A 16,542-nucleotide genomic window follows, 5' to 3' on the forward strand; every position below is an offset into this window, starting at 1 on the left:
ATAGTTAGTTAACACTAACCCATGGGCAAAAAATAGGAAGGGAATCCCCTTCAGCTATTCGGTCTGTGCATATCACTACGCACAATCGTATGGCCGTTATGGCGTCATCAGTTTCATCCAACCGGCAGTATAAAAATCCCGCAGCTGATTCACATAGTGCATCGCCTGTTCGTAGGGCATATCGTGGATCACCACTTCAAAGATGCCGTTAAACATGCTGCTGGCAAGGATGTGACACATCTGTCGATCCAGTTCCGGTACCTTCCGTCCCAGGCGGCGAAGTACCTCAATATATTGCAGTGTAGATTCCACCTCAACCTCCACCATGTTGTGGACAAAGTTTTGGTAACCGGTACCTTCTGCCCGGCACAGCAACAGCTTTACCGGATCCCGATGCTGGCAGATATATTCCACCATCCAACGGGTATAGGCCCCCGATTCCACACCCATGTGCTCCGGCTGCTCTTTTTGGGGCAGCTCGGCAAAGGAGATTTGAGCTTCCATAAACCTGCCCATTAAAGCGGCAGCGTGAGGCTCTACGATAGATGCAAACAGGGCCTCCTTGCTGGAGAAATAGCCGTAAAAGGCTCCCGTGGTCACCCCGGCGTGTTTTACAATCTGCCGCAGGGAAGCCCCGAGAAAGCCTTTCTCAGAAAATTCGTCCAAGGCTGCCTGTTGAATTTTTTCCAATGTAGCTGGTGAATTTTCTTGCATAACAGTCTCCATATAACAGTGATATATAACAGTGTTATAATACACCGGATATACGGCGTTGTCAAGAGCGATAACGCTGTATATCCGTGCAAATACGAAATATGTCCATTTTTTGTCTGCATAGGAGAGGTCTGAAAAGAAAAATATCTGGCCGCAGATCCAGCCAGATATATCAATTAATTTACAAATAAATCTATCTAAAATAGAGCTTACGGTTAAAATAGGTTGGAAAGTACCAGGCCGATCATGGCAATAGCGCCGACCGCATAGATTCCATTGATGACTGTGCAGACCTGCATCCATTTGTTTTTCACTTTGCCTTTGGTATAAGACAGGATGGAAAAAATACCGGATAAAATCATAAAGGTTGCGTAGCTATAGACTATGATTTCCGCTACCGGGGATTCCAATGCCCAGTCAAAAGTACGCAGCGGAAAAATGGTCCATGGGATAAACAACATAAGAGTGGCAATGGCGGTACAAACTTTGTTTTTCATCATAATCATCTCCTTTCAGAAGCGCCGAACCGCATACAAGCTAAGGCAAGTGCAATCACAGTAATCACAGCGGCAGCTGGAAGCCAAGGCAGCCAGTCGATGTGCGTATTGTAAATACCTTGGGTGGCTCTCCCGTATTGCACCATCAGCAGATAGAAGGGGTAGCTCATCGGATAGGCGAACCAGATTTTTGTATTGATAATCAAAACGGAAGGAACGATAGAAGCCAAACCAATCCCTACGGAAAAAACAGGGGATTGGATAAGGCTGGCAATCATCCAAAATACCGCAGCCATAGGAATTGCACCGGCATAAATAATCAGGGCGTTTTGACAGACGTAAAGCGGTTCCAAAATAAAATTGTAATCCTGTATCTGGGAAGCGATAACCGCACTGATATAATACGCGCAAACGGTCATTGCCATTTGTATCAATGCCAATAGAATCAGAACAGAGAATTTCGCAAGGCAAAGTTTGGCAGTACTGACTGGCAAAGACAACATTTTAACAATACCTCTGTGAGAACGTTCGGTTTGGATGAGCAATACCGTGCAAACAACCAGGGATGCCGGGATCATAAACCATACCATTCCCATAAACCCCTGGATAAAGAAATTGTTCTCTGGTGTGATGGGGATGTCACGTGTATCAAAGTTCATCTGTGAATTGACAATGCTGGGGATCCACATCATAATGACCGGAGCCAGCAGGATCAACAAGATTTTAGAACGACGGATTTTTTTCAGCTCTATGCCGACTAAAGAACAAAAACTCATTCGTAACACCTCCTGATCTTCTGATAGAGAGGTTCGGCAATGCCTAAAACTGCCGTCTCCACCGCACAGATACCTAAAAATAACAGGACTTGATTCTGTTCCGCCACAGTGGCAAAGGCTTGATAAGGCGAGCTAAATGGGAGCAGACTCAGTACTAAATTTTCCTGAGGCAATATGGAAAGGATAAACACCAAAATCACGCCGATCCCCAAGGAGACCCACATATTTTTGCAAGCAGAGGCGATTACCAGCATCAACATCACGGTAGGCAAGGTGATGAACCATTGAAATGCTGTGCATTTTAAGAGTTCCAGCAAATTAAATTCGTAGGAAGGGAACCAATATACGGCACATCCAGTGAGGACAGCGGTTTCAAGGACGATCATAGTTGCCAAAAGCAGGGCTGAAATTGTAAATTTTCCTAAAAACATGCTTCCAGTTCGGACGGGCAGTACATCCATCTTTTGGGCGCCATTGTCGGCGTATTCGGTGTGATACATCACGCAGGCTCCACAGATAAGAGCCAAGATGTTCAACATAGCCATCATCTGCCAATTGGCATCCATCAAAATAGAAAACGGATTTCCAGAAAGTGCGGTAAACGTCTCTGGACGAACCAACATATTGACCAGCGGGAATGCCGAAGCCAAAAGTCCGCAGCATAGAAAAGCAGGCACATAGCCGGTACGCTTTATTTTTGTTGTTTCCAAACCTAATGTCATCCCTGGGCGCCTCTCTTTCGGTTGTCTTGGTCGATCATAGCCAGGAAGGTCTCCTCCAGATTATCGGTAGGGAATCCGGCAGAACGGGCGCTCGACTTTAATTCTTCCATAGTCCCTTCAAAGAGCAGACGGCCATGGTTGAGGATCCCAATGTCGTCTGCCATCAGCTCAACTTCTGGAAGCAGGTGAGAGGAAACCAGTACCGTACAGTCAAACTGCTGTGGAAGAGATTTAATGAGAGTACGGATCTCATGAATCCCCACAGGATCGAGACCATTGGTCGGTTCGTCTAAAATGAGAATGGGCGGCCGTCCTATGAGAGCTCCCGCCAGCCCCAGACGCTGCTTCATACCGAGGGAGTACTTTTTCGCAAGGCGTTTGCGGAACTGGGTTAATCCCACGAGTTCTAAAGCGTCGGAAACGCTGTTTTTCGGCAATCCCAGGATTTTTCGGATGATATCCAAATTTTCTTCTCCCGTCAGATTACCGTAAAAGGCAGGGGCTTCGAGAAAGGATCCGACCTCTTTCAAGATGGCCACTCGATCAGATGGATAGGATTTTCCATCGATTTGGAAACTGCCTTCTGTAGGACGCGTCAAACCCAAAAGCATTTTCATGGTAGTGGATTTTCCAGCGCCGTTGGGGCCGAGAAACCCATAGACACTGCCCTTTCGGATGTGCAGACCCAAGTGGGAGACCGCTGTGAAATCCCCATAGGATTTTGTCAGATCACTGGTTTCAATTATGTTCATATATCATAATCTCCTTTTCTGTGATGATTGTATTCTAAACAGCCAACCTTGTGTGAACCTTCTCTCCACCTTACATTTCCTTTACATTTTGAACTGCTTAAAGAAGGAAGCGGATTTCTATGATATAATGCAGGATAGGAGGAAACGAATATGGATTACAGCTATTTAAAACAGAAAAAAGTCCTCCTCGTGGACGACGAGAAGGAAATCTTAGATATGGTCTCTGATTTTCTGAGGAAAGATGGTTATACACAAGTCCGAACAGCAGGCACAATGAGGGAAGCGGTTATAGTTGCAAAAGAATGGGATCCGGATTTTGCCATCTTAGATGTGATGCTGCCGGACGGAGACGGCTTTTCCCTTTTAGAACAGCTGAGAATATTTACAAAAATACCAGTCCTGTTTTTGACAGCCCGCGGAGAGGACGAGGATAAAATTCACGGCCTGGGTCTGGGTGCGGACGATTATATGGTAAAACCGTTTCTGGATCAGGAATTGCTATTGCGAGTCGGGATTATCCTTCGGCGGTATTATAAAGAGGAAAACCCATTGGTCCAGCTGGCGGGAAGCCAGATTGATTTTTCACGAGCTGAGGTGGTTAAAAACGGGGAACATTTCTCGCTCACCGCCAAAGAGTATGAGATTCTGCAGGGCCTCTACCGGAATGCTGGACGCATTGTGACGATCGATCAGCTGTGCGAGGCTGCTTGGGGGGAAAATCCGTACGGGTATGAGAACAGTCTGATGGCACATATCCGCCGAATCCGTGAAAAGATTGAAGCCAACCCTTCCCGGCCGGTGTCCTTGATTACCGTCAAGGGCCTAGGGTATAAACTGATGCTGGAGGGCTGACGATGAAAAGCACCTTTAAACTTATCCGACGCTTTGCAAAGATCTTGCTTTTCTCGGTGATCATTTTATTTGTGATCAATATTCTGTTGCTTATTTTTGTCTTTTACAGAAGCACATCGAACGCAGGCGGATGGGATGCCGCAGAACGGATTGGAACAGAGTTGGCTGAAACGGAAAGCGGAAGTTATACGCTTTCAGAGGAAGGGGAAACAATCTTACAGCAAAGAAATGCGTGGGCAATTTTAATCGGGGATCGAACCGGCGATGTGATCTGGCACAGCGAGAATCTTCCAGAAGGCATACCGCTCCATTACTCCGCGTCGGATATCTCCTATTATACGAGGGGATATATTGAAGACTATCCCACCACTACCGCAGCCCGTGGGGATGACCTGATTCTTATGGGGTATCCAAAGGATATGTACTGGAAACATATGTGGCCGACTTTTGATTATCAGCTGGTTGCCAAGATACCGCAACTAATTTTACTTTTTGCAGCGGTCAATTTTTTTGTCATCATCTTGATCTATTTTATATCGACATCGGGCGTGTTAAAATCAATAAAACCTATTGTCGGAGGAATCCAGGATCTGCCGGAAGGAAAAGAAGTTTATATTAAAGAAAAGGGAATGCTTTCAGATTTAGCTGTCGCGCTCAACAGCGTATCCGAGAAGCTCCGGCGGCAGGAGAGGGAACTCAAGAAAAAAGAAACCGCCCGTGCAAATTGGATCTCCGGCGTCTCCCATGATATCCGTACACCGCTCTCCATGGTGATGGGCTATGCCGGGCAGCTGGAGGAAAGTACGGAGCTTTCTGAAGAAGACAAAAGAAAAGCATCGATTATTCGCCGGCAGAGTCTTAGGATAAAAAAACTGGTGAACGATCTGAATCTAGCATCCAAATTGGAATACAATATGCAGATTCTCCATATGCAGCCAGTCAATTTGATCGCAATAGCCAGGCAGAGTGTCGTAGAACACATGAATGCAGATTTAGACGAAAAATATCCAATGGAATGGAATACCATCGAGGATCTGGAACCTTGTATGATAGATGGGGATAAGGAATTACTTGTCCGTGCGGTCAACAATTTGATTGACAATTCCCAGGCACATAATCCAAAAGGCTGTCATATCTCCGTGGGCGTACAGGCTGTAGCAGATGCTTATCATATCATCGTGGAAGACGATGGTATAGGTATTACCGATGAGAAGCTGAAAAATCTCCGCAATACGCCGCACTATATGATGAACGACCATGGAACAGCAGAGCCGCGGCATGGTCTGGGCCTCCTGATAGTGCAGCAGATTGTCGCCGCGCATGGCGGAACGGTTACATTTGATCATGGTTCCCATCGCGGATTTGTCGCAACCTTAATTTTTCCAGCAAAGTGAAGTATAATCAACTAAATAAACTAGGAGAAAGCGGCCTTTTGATATTTCGTATTTTAGAGAGGAAGGGAATACTATGACACTTCAGCAACTACATTATGCAATTGCTATAGCTGAGGCAGGCTCTTTGAATAAAGCCGCTGAAATACTGTACATTGCGCAGCCCTCTTTGACCAGTTCTATGCAGGAGCTTGAGAAAGAGATAGGCATTACGATTTTTAATCGAAGCGGCCGCGGCGTGGTACCGACGCAGGATGGTACAGAATTCTTACTGTATGCGCGTCAGATATACAGCCAATATGAAGCGCTTATAGACAAATATGGGAAAGGCCAAAATCTAAAAAAGAAATTTGGAGTTTCCACACAGCACTATTCTTTTGCAGTCAAAGCATTTGTAGAGATGGTAAGGAGTTTCGATACTTCTCAGTATGAATTTGCCATACGGGAAACGAAAACGCGGGATGTTATCATGGATGTAGGCAGTTTAAGAAGCGAAATCGGCATTCTTTACCTTAGCGATTTCAATCGGGCGGCTATTACAAAACTTCTACGAAGCAACAATCTGGAATTTCATCCTCTGATTTTTTGTGATGCCTATGTTTATCTGTGGTCGGGACATCCATTGGCCAAAAAGGAGAAAATCAGTTTTGAAGAGCTGAAAGACTATCCATGCCTCTCTTTTGAACAAGGTGATGCCAGTTCCTTTTATTTCTCTGAGGAAATACTAAGCACAAAAGAATACATCCGAACCATCAAAGCCAATGACCGGGCAACGATGCTTAACCTGATGGTTGGGCTAAATGGGTATACTTTATGTTCCGGTATTATCTGTGAAGAACTCAATGGAGATGATTATCTTGCGGTTCCTTTTGATTCGGATTCTGTGGAAGAAGGCAGCGTAATGGAGATTGGATATATTATAAAACAGAATAGTGTACTCAGTAACATCGGCAAACATTACATAGAAAAAATAATAGAGTATCTGAACATCGGAGAAAAGGATGCTGATGTAAATATCCAAAAGGGTTCATGAGGAGAGACTAAATATGCACTTATAGATTCAATCTATAAGTGCATATTTAATTGCTGTATTAGACAAGAACAAGCAGCCTTATTATAATAATGCCATAGAGTTGAAAGGGGGCGGAACAGTGGAAAAGTTATTGTTTCACAGAGATAAAGTTCCTGTTTTATTTTCCGTGCTGTTGAGCCTCAATCGAATGCAATGAATTGATTGAAAAGTATCTATTAGTTGGCATCAGATTAAAGGAGGAGAAAATCATGGCAAACATTAATGACTCCAAAAACTGGAGTTTTGAAACCAGACAGTTACATATTGGACAAGAAAAAGCGGATCCTACCACCGATGCAAGAGCAGTTCCGATCTATGCAACAACATCCTATGTATTCCATGATTCACAGCATGCTGCAGACCGTTTTGAACTGAAGGATGCAGGCAATATCTACGGAAGACTAACAAATCCTACCCAGGACATCTTTGAGAAGAGGATTGCCTCTTTAGAGGGGGGAGTCACAGCATTGGCTACAGCATCCGGAGCCGCGGCCATCCATTATACAATCGCAGCTTTGGCAAAGAGCGGGGAACACATTGTAGCCTCCAAAACCATCTATGGAGGGACCTATAATCTTCTGGCACATACGCTTCCGTTGTCTTCCGGTATTACTGCCAGTTTTGTAGATCCGGATGTAGAAGGCTCCTTTGAAGCAGCGATTCAAGATAACACTAAGGCAATTTTTATTGAGACGCTTGGAAACCCCAACTCCAACATGATTGATATTGAATCGGTTGCGGCAGTAGCGCACAAACACGGCATTCCGCTGGTGATTGATTCCACATTTGCAACTCCTTATCTAATTCGCCCACTGGAACATGGTGCGGACATTGTTGTGCATTCCGCCACCAAGTTCATCGGTGGGCATGGGACGGCTATTGGCGGTGTGATAGTGGATGGGGGGACTTTTGATTGGAAAGCGTCTGCAAAGTATCCCTGGATTTCCGAAGCAAATCCCAGTTACCATGGAATTTCTTTTTCCGACGCTGTAGGTCCTGCAGCATTTGCCACCTATATTCGCGCGATTCTTCTTCGTGATACCGGGGCCACGCTTTCTCCATTTCATGCTTTTCTGTTTTTGCAAGGACTTGAAACCCTTTCACTCCGGGTGAAACAGCATGTAGAGAATGCGTTAAAGATTGTGGAGTACTTGGATCATCATCCACAAGTAGAGGCGGTACATCATCCATCTCTTCCAGGCGAACCCAGCCATAACCTGTATCATAAATATTTTCCAAACGGTGCTGGTTCTATTTTTACATTTGAGATCAAAGGCGATGCCGCGACTGCACAAAAGTTCATCGATAACTTGGCGATTTTCTCGTTGCTTGCCAATGTAGCAGATGTAAAATCCCTTGTGATTCATCCGGCAAGTACCACTCACTCCCAACTAACAGACGAAGAATTATTAGACCAAGGTATTAAGCCCAATACAATTCGTCTATCCATTGGCATTGAAAACGCAAATGATCTGATTGCCGCTTTGGATGCTGCCTTTAAAGCAGTAAAGTAAGTACAAAATTCCCAAGGGCGGTCTTTTTAAGCGATGTCGACGAATATTTACTAAAAAGGGCGACAGTTTATTTTTACTGTCGCCCTTTTTAGTGTACAGTGATCTTATAGAAAGGATGAGACCATAAAGTCCCATTGACTTCCCAGCTACTATGTGTTATTATATAGCTGTAATAAGTATTACTGATTATCAGTAGTGCTTAATAGTGAAAGGGGATATCAGCTTGGAACATATAACGGAAATGCTGAAAGGGATATTAGAAGGCTGTGTTCTTGAAATTATCGACCGAAACGATACCTACGGCTATGAGATTACACGTCAGCTAAATACCTTGGGTTTTACTGATGTCGTGGAGGGTACTGTTTATACAATATTGATAAGGCTTGAAAAAAATAAGCTTGTTAATGTTCAAAAGAAGCGGTCTGAATTAGGGCCGCCACGCAAATTTTATTCTTTGAATGATGCGGGCCGTGAAGAACTGCGTATATTCTGGGAAAAATGGGAATTTATATCCTCAAGAATAAACAAATTGAAGGAGGAACTTAAAGATGCGTGATTTTTTTAACGATTATATGAATATTCCTAAAATGATTAGGGAAAAACGCAGATACAAACAACAAATGGCCAGAGTCCACGCTTTGCCTGAAGATTATCAATATGTATATAAGAAGATTCAAAATCATATGTGGCAGTTTGTTTCAGGAGCAGGTTACGATATGATGGAGATACAGTATGGATTGATAGACTTATTCGAAGAAGGCGCGGCAGATGGAAAAGATGTTTTAGAAGTCACAGGTGAAGATGTGGCTACATTTGTCGAGGAACTTTTGAAAAATACAAGAACTTATACAGGGGATTGGCGAGACAAATTTAATCGGGACATTACAAAAGCAATAAGATCCAAGCGCTCGGCTTTTTAAAGCGACGCATGTCGTATAATATTCGAGAAAACTGCCCATAGAAAAATGTTTAAGCTCTCCGGCGGGGATCAGAAAACACCCGCAGAAGTACAAAGTTACCGTACTTCTGCGGGTGCTTGGTTTTCCTTAAAGATAAAGAAGAATTTATCCAATGAGAACTTGAATTTGGTATTGCCATTGTAAAATGCCTGAGATGACGACTATTTGTATGCTAAATTCAGGGACGATACCATATTGTTGCTTTACAGTTTTCAATAGATCATTTATTGTATGCTCTTTATTTTCAGCAGTACAATCGGCGCACAAGTATTCCCCTTCCGGCAAGATTTTCAATCCGTCTATCTCTGCATGACGGATGCAGACAGCAAACAACCTGGAGAGTCCATTTTCTGTATAAATTCCAGCCAAATCCTCAAAGGTAAACTGGTCTTTTAAGGAAGGATCAATTTGAGTATAAAAATGATGGAGATAATTCCAAAGGTTTTCCAATGTTGGAGTTTCAAGAGTATTTGACAGCATAATTACGCGCTGCGGAAAATGCTTGATAAACTTTCCTTGCATCACTTGTCTTTGCTGTAGCTTTTTTTGGTAATCCGCCTTTGCCAACTGGATTTTAGATTTTCCATATTGAAGTGCAGCTATTTTTTCATCAGCTTTTTTCTCAGCCTTATCCAGGAAACCGACAATTTTCTCAAGATCGTCGTATTCCAAGACTTGTTTTATTTCTTGCAAAGGCAGATCCATCTGCTGCAAAGCGTGTACGGTATTCAAACGGACGATGTCTTGTTCCGTATAATAACGATAGTTTGTCCGCGGATCCCTTCGACTTGGTTGTACAAGTCCAATTCGGTCGTAATGCCGGAGGGATTCACTCGTCATATGCACAATTTTTGCAGCTTCACCTACTGAAAAATATTTTCTTTTCATTTGATTTCTCCCTCTTGACCTTTGTGTTACACAAAGCCTTATACTTATTATACCGTTGAGAACACCTATAAATCAACAGTTATTTCTATTTGAATAGGAGGAAAGATATTCTGATGAGACCAATAACTTTCAGGTCGGCTCAAACGACCCATATCATATGTTAGACTTTCAAATTTTTAGCAATGATTCTTGTTCAAAACGTTTTAGGGGGAGAAAACAAATGAAAAAATTATCTGCGTTACTTTTATCCGTTTTATTTGTAATGATGTTTTTTACAGGCTGTTCCAACGACGGGGAGACTTTTCAGGCCAGAACTTATACCCCAAATGAAGCGATACGTCAAGTCAATATAGATGTGCACGATCGAGAGGTTGAGGTATCTTTGTCGAGCGACGAACAAGTCCATATTGACTATTTCGAAAGCGATAAGGAATACTACGACATCTCAGTTTCAGATGATGGCGTTTTGACTATGGACGCTGAAAGCGATAAGAGCTGGCAGGATTATATCGGTGGAAAAACATCGGCAGGTGCGGATAAAATATCTCTACAGGTCCCGGATAGGCTTTTGGAAACATTAGTAATAACCACAACGAAAGGGGATATCACGCTTCCTGCTTTGAATGTAACAGACAGCCTTTCCTTGATTACAAACAGCGGAGATATTAATTTTGACCGATTGAATGCCGAAAATACATTGACATTGGAAAACAAAAACGGAGATATTAAGGGAAGTATTCTCGGAGGATACGATGATTACACCATTTCCTGCAGCATCAAAAAAGGAGAGAGCAATTTACCAGACACTAAAGAGGGAGGGCAAAAAACATTAAAGGTGACGAACAACAACGGCGACATTGCTATCGACTTTGTGAAGCCGTAAGGTCTGCTTCTAAAAAGGGACAAAGTGTTATGCTTTGTCCCTTTTTATTTTAGAAAGGAAGATGATGTACACAAGGGTACAATATGGTACTATAGAAGAAACCATGACAAACTATTGTCATGGTTTCTAGGATGATCCTTAATTCAAAAATAAATAGATAAAAGTGTATGATAAAAGGTACAAGGAGATATAGATCAATGAAAATTGACCGGTTAATTGGCATTCTCTCTATTCTGTTGCAACAGGAAAAGGTGACGGCTCCTTTTCTGGCAGAAAAATTTGAAGTGTCCCGCCGTACGATCAATCGAGATATTGAGGATCTTTGTAGAGCAGGGATTCCCATAGTAACTGTACAAGGGGCAGGCGGCGGGATCTCCATCATGTCAGGGTACCGGATGGACCGGACATTGTTGTCCTCTTCGGATATGCAGGCGATTCTTGCAGGACTTCGCAGTTTGGACAGCGTCAGTGGAACCAATCGTTACGCCCAGCTGATGGAAAAGTTATCCGTTGGGGCATCCACGCTAATGCCAGGCGGACAACATATTTTTATTGATCTTTCATCCTGGAGTAAGGCCGCTATTTTTCCCAAGATAGAGTTAATACATGGGGCTATTGATTGTAGAAGAAAAATAAGTTTTACCTACTTTTCGCCCAAAGGGGAATCGAGACGATTGATAGCGCCTTATTATCTGATTTTCCAATGGTCGAGTTGGTATGTCTGGGGATACTGTGAGGATAGAGGAGATTTCCGTCTATTTAAGTTAGGCAGAATGGCAGGTTTGCAGATGGAAGGAGTTTTTGAAAAACGTCCGGCACCTTTGCCGGATTTATCCCAAGAGAAGGTTTTTCCCCATAGATATCAGGTAAAAGCGATCATTGATCCGGAGTATAAATGGCGTCTTGTGGAGGAATATGGGCCGGAGAGTTTTGTAACGCAAGAGGATGGAAAACTTTTATTTTCCTTTGGGTTTACTGATGAAAAAAGCGTACTATGTTGGGTTTTATCTTTTCAGGGAGGAGCGGAGATCGTAGAGCCAAAGGATTTTCGCAGAATATTATTTGCCTTTGGGGAAGAGTTACAGAAAAAGTATGGACAATCATGACATATAGGTGGCCTGTTTGATTTGATAGAATGAATGTAATCAAATCAAAGGGAGCGTATTGGTATGGAATATGAAATTGTACTACTCAAGGAAAAGACCATTGTTGGAATAGCCGGACGCACCAACAACCAGTCCCCGGATATGGGAAAGATCATCGGGGGGCTTTGGTGCCGCTTTTACGGCGATGGCATTTACGATTCCATAGATGGTAAGATAAATGATAAAGTTTTGGGTATTTACACAGATTATGAGGGGAATGAACAAGACGATTATACTGTGATTGTCGCCTGTGAGGTGTCGGAGGTCACGGAAAGTGAACAGTTTACCGTTGGAAAAATACCGGCTGGCCGGTATGCAAAGTTTGCCGTCGAGGGAGAAGAACCTGCAGAAGTGGCCAAAGCGTGGCAGAAGATATGGGATATGGATGATCTGCCGAGATCTTTTATTTGTGACTTCGAGGAGTATCAGAGCAGCGATATGGGCCGGAAAAAAATCCATCTTTATATAGGATTGCGGGAATAATATTGATGTTTACTAAAAGGGAGTCTGATTATGGCATCGACGTTGGGATTTGTAAAGTACGTGGCGGAACAGCTGCAGGATGCAGGTAAAATTACTTACCGGAGAATGTTTGGAGAATATGGGCTTTACTGCAATGGCATATTTTTCTCTGTTGTTTGCGATGATCAATTTTTTGTGAAGATCACCTCAGAAGGGGAGAATGCCTTTCCATATCTGCCTAAGTCGCCGCCGTACAAGGGAGCAAGGGACTACTTTCTTGTGGAGGATATAGACGACAGAGAGTTGATGGAAAAACTCGCAAAAGTGACTTGTTCCGCATTGCAGACCCCTAAACCAAAGAAACGGAGAGATTGATATGGCCAGTTTTGACTTTAAGAAGGAATACAAGGAATTTTATCTTCCTCCTAAAAAACCGCAGATTGTGGAGGTTCCTGTCATGGATTTTATCGCTGTCAGAGGTGAGGGAAATCCGAATGAAGAAGAGGGAGACTATAAAATAGCCATCGGCTTACTCTATACGATTGCCTATACCATCAAAATGAGCAAGTTGGGAAAGCACAAGATAGAAGGATACTTTGATTATGTAGTTCCGCCGCTAGAGGGATTCTGGTGGCAGGAGGGAAGGACTAATATCGATTACGCCCAAAAAGAGAATTTTAAATGGATCTCCCTCATTCGTCTACCGGATTTTGTATCGAAGGAGGAACTAAATTGGGCGGTAAAAGAGGCTACGGAGAAAAAGAGGATGGACTTTTCAAAAGTGGAGTTTTTAACCTATGAGGAAGGTGTTTGTGTGCAGTGTATGCACATAGGTCCTTACGATCATGAGCCGGAGACCATATATGAAATGGAACGGTTTGCAGAAGAACAGGGCTATAGAATTGATCTGGCAGGAGAACGATATCACCATGAAATTTACCTCAGTGATGTGCGAAAATGCAAACCAGAGAATTTAAAAACAGTGATCCGTCAGCCGATCCGTTTGCTGTAAAATAGAAATCCCGATGTATTATTTTACATCGGGATTTCTATGATTCAGGGATTATTTTAAAAGCATCTCATAATGGAATTTTCCCATTGCCTTTTTTAAAAGAAGCCAAGCCAACAGTGCACAAACTACACCGATTGCCAATAAAATCCATGTGCTGATCAGCAGGACCCCGGTGAACTGGCCGACGATCAGCAGTAGAACAGGAAGGATAAGAAAAATTGCACCTTGTTGAGCTTCCTCTACACTTTGTGCTTTGGCGGAGAATCGTACAATCAACGTGATGGCGATGAGGGAGATGGCAGGTGAAATCAGCAGCATAATAAACAGCCATTTGATATCGGGCAAGAGGAAACCACCGAAAGTAAAGAAAATCTCAGTCTCCAAAACCACAATCATAGCCAAAAAGGAGAGGATCGATACTGTCATACTGAGCAAAAAAGAAGCCAATACTTTGGAACGAAAGATCTGCTTGAGAGACAGTGGACAATATAGTAGTGTTTCCAAAGTGTGTTTTTCTTTTTCCCCCACGAAGGAACTAGCTGCCATAATGGAGGCGGTCATAATAGGAATTATGAGGAAGAAGACCGGTAAGATATAATTTAAAATGAGTGCTGCCACCGTCTTAGAAAAATCTCCATGTTGTTCGGTTATGGGAAGCATCTGAAGCAGTCTCTGGAAATCGTCGGCTTCGGTAGGAGCAAAATGAAGGGTTAAAATAAAAATAGTAGGTAAGACGATTGTTAGAACGATTGGAACAATCAGTAAGGCGGAAAATAAGCGTTTATTCGCAGCGATTCCTCGTAGGTCCTTTCGGATGATAGCGGTCATTGCATGTTTCATTGAATTTCCTCCTTTCCTTTGGCAGTTAAGGCGAAGTAAATGTCCTCCAGAGAAGGCTTTTTGGCCGACACATGATAGATATCTCCGCCGCCCTGTACAATCTGGCGGATGATACGTGGGATTTCTTCTTCGGACTTGACATCTATTTCGAAAATCTGTTCTCCCACTTTTCGGTAAGGAAGTTGACTGGTAAGATGCCCTGCCTTGATTCTCACTGTCATGCCGGAGAGAATTTTAGAGCGAAGCTGTTCTAAAGTGCCTAAGGCGAGAAGTTCCCCTTTTTCTATGAGTCCATAACGGGTACAAATCTCTTGGGCATAACGCAGCTGATGGGTGCAGAGAAAGATGGTAATTCCCTTTTCCCGTGCCAGATTACGAATGAGTGAATTGACATTTTGAGTGCTTTCCGGATCCAGTCCAGAAGTAGGTTCATCTAAAAATAGGACTTTGGGTTCATGAATCAAGGCTCGTGCCAAGGAGAGACGTTGACGCATACCGGTGGAATAGACTGAAAGTTTCTGATTTTTGGCATCGGTCAAATCCAGCTGTTTCAGAAGGACTTCGGCGCGTTTTTCACTTTCACTGGTGCTGATACCGAATAGGCAACCGTAAAATACAAGATTTTGAAGACCCGTGAGATTGTCGTACATCTGCGCGTGTTCTGTGACAACTCCGGATACAGCGTGTACCTTTTCCGGATTCTGCACTGGATCCATGTCAAATACCCTACAGCTTCCCGAAGAAGGGGTAAGCATCCCATTCAGCAGCTTGACGGTGGTTGTTTTTCCGGCTCCGTTGGGCCCTAAGAATCCAAAGACTTCCCCCTGTGCCAAGCTAATGCTCACGTGATCTACCGCTTTTTTCCCACCGGCATATGTTTTTGACAGATCATCGATTCCAACAGCATTCATAATGTATACTAAACCTCCTCATTTGCCTTTAGGCGTTGCTTGATCCTTTGAAACTGGGTATTGTCCGCAAGAGGTGCAAACGTCGGATTTTTTACAACAGCTTCCGTCATACTTTTCCGGATGATGGTTTCATCGCGAGGGAGATCACTGCCCAAAGTCAAAGTGGTTTCGAACCAATCGTCCAGTAGATTAAAATAGGAATCCCCGTGCAGATGAAGAGGATAGATGTCCCTGGTGACTAGATTCACGTATTGTTCTAGAAGATCCAAAGCCTTCTCTTCATCGCCTAAAATCATAAAGCCTTGTGCGGCAGAGATGAAAAAGGGCATGAGAAGACCTGGATGCAGATCTTCTATCTGGAATGCTTCAGCGATGGTGTACGTACGCCGATAGGTTTCCTCGAAGGTTTTTGCATCATCACAACACAATCCCATGTAAGAGAGTAAAAGGTTGAGTAGATTAACAATCGACTGATAAACCCCAATTTGTAATACACGTTTGGACTGTTCGATCTGTCCGGACATATGATAGGCGGATGCCAACAGCGGTTCGACAGAGGTCAAAGAGAGTTCTGCTGGTTCCAGCAGGTCCAAGACTTCATTGGCACGGCCGAGAGTCAATAGACACAAGGCTTCCATATTGAGAGCCTGTTTTGCCAATTCAATATCGTCGCTCTCGTCTTTTACTCGGATAAAGTATCCTAGAGCTTCTTCTAGGACATCCGTTGTTTTTTCTCGACTGTTTGCCAGCGTGCTGTGGTTGACAAACAATACTCCTATCTGGAAAAGCAGGGGAGGACAGGAGAAGTATTTCTTGGCCATTTGCCGACAGTGTTCCATAACCTCGTCAAAGGGCTTTGTAGAGAAGTCCATGCATAACTGACGATAAAGTTTACGGATATCGGATTTTGTCATCTGGGGTTGGTATCCCATTAACTCGTCGATGCTGATGTTAAAAAATGTAGCTAGGCCAGGAAGAAGGGTGATGTCTGGATAAGTGGATTGTGTTTCCCATTTTGAGACAGCCGCTTTGGAAACGCCCATATATTCCGCCAGTTCATCCTGTGTAATCCCACGTTTATGGCGGTTTTCAACCAAGATGGGGCCGAGATTGATTTCTTTTTCTTTCACTACATTCACCTCCAGTCCTTAT

The 16,542-nt window shown here is 43.5% G+C and carries 20 protein-coding genes; 11 read left to right on the top strand and 9 right to left on the bottom strand.

Going from position 1 to position 16,542, the window contains the following annotated elements:
- Positions 1–96: 96 nt before the first annotated feature.
- The 5 genes from C12CBH8_RS05005 to C12CBH8_RS05025 all read right to left on the bottom strand — a co-directional run bounded on the left by C12CBH8_RS05005 (position 97) and on the right by C12CBH8_RS05025 (position 3,461).
- Positions 97–714 (bottom strand): TetR/AcrR family transcriptional regulator, encoded by a 618-nt coding sequence (locus C12CBH8_RS05005; protein WP_215533678.1) that lies wholly within the window; start codon positions 712–714, stop codon positions 97–99.
- A 215-nt stretch (positions 715–929) separates the two neighbouring features.
- Entirely contained in the window at positions 930–1,211 is a 282-nt protein-coding gene (locus tag C12CBH8_RS05010; protein WP_090263686.1) for a hypothetical protein, read from the bottom strand.
- 5 nt (positions 1,212–1,216) lie between these two features.
- Complete coding sequence (locus C12CBH8_RS05015; protein WP_215533679.1) at positions 1,217–1,987, bottom strand: ABC transporter permease; 771 nt, start codon at positions 1,985–1,987, stop codon at positions 1,217–1,219.
- Complete coding sequence (locus tag C12CBH8_RS05020) at positions 1,984–2,697, bottom strand: ABC transporter permease (protein WP_246441753.1); 714 nt, start codon at positions 2,695–2,697, stop codon at positions 1,984–1,986. Before C12CBH8_RS05020 ends, C12CBH8_RS05015 begins: the two co-directional genes overlap by 4 nt.
- Positions 2,698–2,705: 8 nt before the next feature.
- Positions 2,706–3,461 (bottom strand): ABC transporter ATP-binding protein, encoded by a 756-nt coding sequence (locus C12CBH8_RS05025; RefSeq protein ID WP_090263446.1) that lies wholly within the window; start codon positions 3,459–3,461, stop codon positions 2,706–2,708.
- Between the two features lie 150 nt (positions 3,462–3,611).
- Here C12CBH8_RS05025 and C12CBH8_RS05030 point away from each other — a divergent pair, with 150 nt between their 5' ends.
- The 6 genes from C12CBH8_RS05030 (at position 3,612) to C12CBH8_RS05055 (ending at position 9,210) form a co-directional block, all read left to right on the top strand.
- A complete protein-coding gene (locus C12CBH8_RS05030; RefSeq protein ID WP_090263444.1) occupies positions 3,612–4,313 on the top strand; it encodes a response regulator transcription factor in 702 nt (233 codons plus the stop codon).
- A gap of 2 nt (positions 4,314–4,315) precedes the next feature.
- A complete protein-coding gene (locus C12CBH8_RS05035; protein ID WP_215533681.1) occupies positions 4,316–5,707 on the top strand; it encodes a sensor histidine kinase in 1,392 nt (463 codons plus the stop codon).
- Between the two features lie 73 nt (positions 5,708–5,780).
- Entirely contained in the window at positions 5,781–6,737 is a 957-nt protein-coding gene (locus C12CBH8_RS05040) for a LysR family transcriptional regulator (RefSeq protein WP_099321888.1), read from the top strand.
- A gap of 248 nt (positions 6,738–6,985) precedes the next feature.
- A complete protein-coding gene (locus C12CBH8_RS05045) occupies positions 6,986–8,290 on the top strand; it encodes an O-acetylhomoserine aminocarboxypropyltransferase/cysteine synthase family protein (protein WP_215533682.1) in 1,305 nt (434 codons plus the stop codon).
- Positions 8,291–8,513: 223 nt separating this feature from the next.
- Positions 8,514–8,846 carry a PadR family transcriptional regulator gene (locus C12CBH8_RS05050; protein ID WP_215533683.1) on the top strand — a complete coding sequence of 111 codons (333 nt, stop codon included), beginning with the start codon at positions 8,514–8,516 and terminating at the stop codon, positions 8,844–8,846.
- Positions 8,839–9,210 (top strand): DUF1048 domain-containing protein, encoded by a 372-nt coding sequence (locus C12CBH8_RS05055; RefSeq protein WP_099321890.1) that lies wholly within the window; start codon positions 8,839–8,841, stop codon positions 9,208–9,210. Before C12CBH8_RS05050 ends, C12CBH8_RS05055 begins: the two co-directional genes overlap by 8 nt.
- Positions 9,211–9,354: 144 nt before the next feature.
- Here C12CBH8_RS05055 and C12CBH8_RS05060 read toward each other — a convergent pair whose 3' ends face one another.
- Complete coding sequence (locus C12CBH8_RS05060) at positions 9,355–10,137, bottom strand: MerR family transcriptional regulator (RefSeq protein ID WP_215533684.1); 783 nt, start codon at positions 10,135–10,137, stop codon at positions 9,355–9,357.
- Between the two features lie 220 nt (positions 10,138–10,357).
- Between C12CBH8_RS05060 and C12CBH8_RS05065 the strand changes: the two genes are divergently transcribed.
- From C12CBH8_RS05065 to C12CBH8_RS05085, 5 genes are all read left to right on the top strand, one after another.
- Entirely contained in the window at positions 10,358–11,020 is a 663-nt protein-coding gene (locus tag C12CBH8_RS05065; RefSeq protein WP_171846196.1) for a DUF4097 family beta strand repeat-containing protein, read from the top strand.
- Positions 11,021–11,217: 197 nt separating this feature from the next.
- On the top strand, positions 11,218–12,126 hold the full coding sequence (locus C12CBH8_RS05070; protein WP_215533685.1) for a helix-turn-helix transcriptional regulator: 909 nt from the start codon (positions 11,218–11,220) through the stop codon (positions 12,124–12,126).
- A 63-nt stretch (positions 12,127–12,189) separates the two neighbouring features.
- Positions 12,190–12,648 carry a GyrI-like domain-containing protein gene (locus C12CBH8_RS05075; RefSeq protein ID WP_099321894.1) on the top strand — a complete coding sequence of 153 codons (459 nt, stop codon included), beginning with the start codon at positions 12,190–12,192 and terminating at the stop codon, positions 12,646–12,648.
- Between the two features lie 30 nt (positions 12,649–12,678).
- A complete protein-coding gene (locus C12CBH8_RS05080) occupies positions 12,679–13,002 on the top strand; it encodes a TfoX/Sxy family protein (protein WP_099321895.1) in 324 nt (107 codons plus the stop codon).
- Position 13,003: 1 nt separating this feature from the next.
- A complete protein-coding gene (locus C12CBH8_RS05085; protein WP_099321896.1) occupies positions 13,004–13,639 on the top strand; it encodes a GyrI-like domain-containing protein in 636 nt (211 codons plus the stop codon).
- A 51-nt stretch (positions 13,640–13,690) separates the two neighbouring features.
- On the opposite strand, the gene C12CBH8_RS05090 is transcribed toward C12CBH8_RS05085, so the two are convergent.
- Genes C12CBH8_RS05090 through C12CBH8_RS05100 form a run of 3 tightly spaced genes read right to left on the bottom strand, consistent with a single transcriptional unit; the run spans position 13,691 to position 16,520 of the window.
- Complete coding sequence (locus C12CBH8_RS05090; RefSeq protein WP_215533686.1) at positions 13,691–14,479, bottom strand: ABC transporter permease; 789 nt, start codon at positions 14,477–14,479, stop codon at positions 13,691–13,693.
- A complete protein-coding gene (locus C12CBH8_RS05095) occupies positions 14,476–15,390 on the bottom strand; it encodes an ABC transporter ATP-binding protein (RefSeq protein ID WP_215533687.1) in 915 nt (304 codons plus the stop codon). Before C12CBH8_RS05095 ends, C12CBH8_RS05090 begins: the two co-directional genes overlap by 4 nt.
- 8 nt (positions 15,391–15,398) lie before the next feature.
- Positions 15,399–16,520, bottom strand: coding sequence for a helix-turn-helix domain-containing protein (locus C12CBH8_RS05100; protein ID WP_215533688.1), 1,122 nt, complete (start codon positions 16,518–16,520; stop codon positions 15,399–15,401).
- Between the last annotated feature and the right edge of the window lie 22 nt (positions 16,521–16,542).

It is taken from the genome of Solibaculum mannosilyticum, from assembly GCF_015140235.1.
Lineage (GTDB): Bacteria > Bacillota > Clostridia > Oscillospirales > Acutalibacteraceae > Solibaculum > Solibaculum mannosilyticum.

What these genes read in the sequence shown, in the direction of transcription:
- C12CBH8_RS05065 (WP_171846196.1), top strand. Translation starts at nt 10,358, where the DNA reads ATGAAAAAATTATCTGCGTTACTTTTATCCGTTTTATTTGTAATGATG.
- C12CBH8_RS05035 (WP_215533681.1), top strand. Translation starts at nt 4,316, where the DNA reads ATGAAAAGCACCTTTAAACTTATCCGACGCTTTGCAAAGATCTTGCTT.
- C12CBH8_RS05005 (WP_215533678.1), bottom strand. Translation starts at nt 714, where the DNA reads ATGCAAGAAAATTCACCAGCTACATTGGAAAAAATTCAACAGGCAGCC.
- C12CBH8_RS05075 (WP_099321894.1), top strand. Translation starts at nt 12,190, where the DNA reads ATGGAATATGAAATTGTACTACTCAAGGAAAAGACCATTGTTGGAATA.
- C12CBH8_RS05090 (WP_215533686.1), bottom strand. Translation starts at nt 14,479, where the DNA reads ATGAAACATGCAATGACCGCTATCATCCGAAAGGACCTACGAGGAATC.
- C12CBH8_RS05060 (WP_215533684.1), bottom strand. Translation starts at nt 10,137, where the DNA reads ATGAAAAGAAAATATTTTTCAGTAGGTGAAGCTGCAAAAATTGTGCAT.
- C12CBH8_RS05045 (WP_215533682.1), top strand. Translation starts at nt 6,986, where the DNA reads ATGGCAAACATTAATGACTCCAAAAACTGGAGTTTTGAAACCAGACAG.
- C12CBH8_RS05070 (WP_215533685.1), top strand. Translation starts at nt 11,218, where the DNA reads ATGAAAATTGACCGGTTAATTGGCATTCTCTCTATTCTGTTGCAACAG.
- C12CBH8_RS05085 (WP_099321896.1), top strand. Translation starts at nt 13,004, where the DNA reads ATGGCCAGTTTTGACTTTAAGAAGGAATACAAGGAATTTTATCTTCCT.
- C12CBH8_RS05015 (WP_215533679.1), bottom strand. Translation starts at nt 1,987, where the DNA reads ATGAGTTTTTGTTCTTTAGTCGGCATAGAGCTGAAAAAAATCCGTCGT.
- C12CBH8_RS05030 (WP_090263444.1), top strand. Translation starts at nt 3,612, where the DNA reads ATGGATTACAGCTATTTAAAACAGAAAAAAGTCCTCCTCGTGGACGAC.
- C12CBH8_RS05080 (WP_099321895.1), top strand. Translation starts at nt 12,679, where the DNA reads ATGGCATCGACGTTGGGATTTGTAAAGTACGTGGCGGAACAGCTGCAG.
- C12CBH8_RS05010 (WP_090263686.1), bottom strand. Translation starts at nt 1,211, where the DNA reads ATGAAAAACAAAGTTTGTACCGCCATTGCCACTCTTATGTTGTTTATC.
- C12CBH8_RS05040 (WP_099321888.1), top strand. Translation starts at nt 5,781, where the DNA reads ATGACACTTCAGCAACTACATTATGCAATTGCTATAGCTGAGGCAGGC.
- C12CBH8_RS05055 (WP_099321890.1), top strand. Translation starts at nt 8,839, where the DNA reads ATGCGTGATTTTTTTAACGATTATATGAATATTCCTAAAATGATTAGG.
- C12CBH8_RS05025 (WP_090263446.1), bottom strand. Translation starts at nt 3,461, where the DNA reads ATGAACATAATTGAAACCAGTGATCTGACAAAATCCTATGGGGATTTC.
- C12CBH8_RS05095 (WP_215533687.1), bottom strand. Translation starts at nt 15,390, where the DNA reads ATGAATGCTGTTGGAATCGATGATCTGTCAAAAACATATGCCGGTGGG.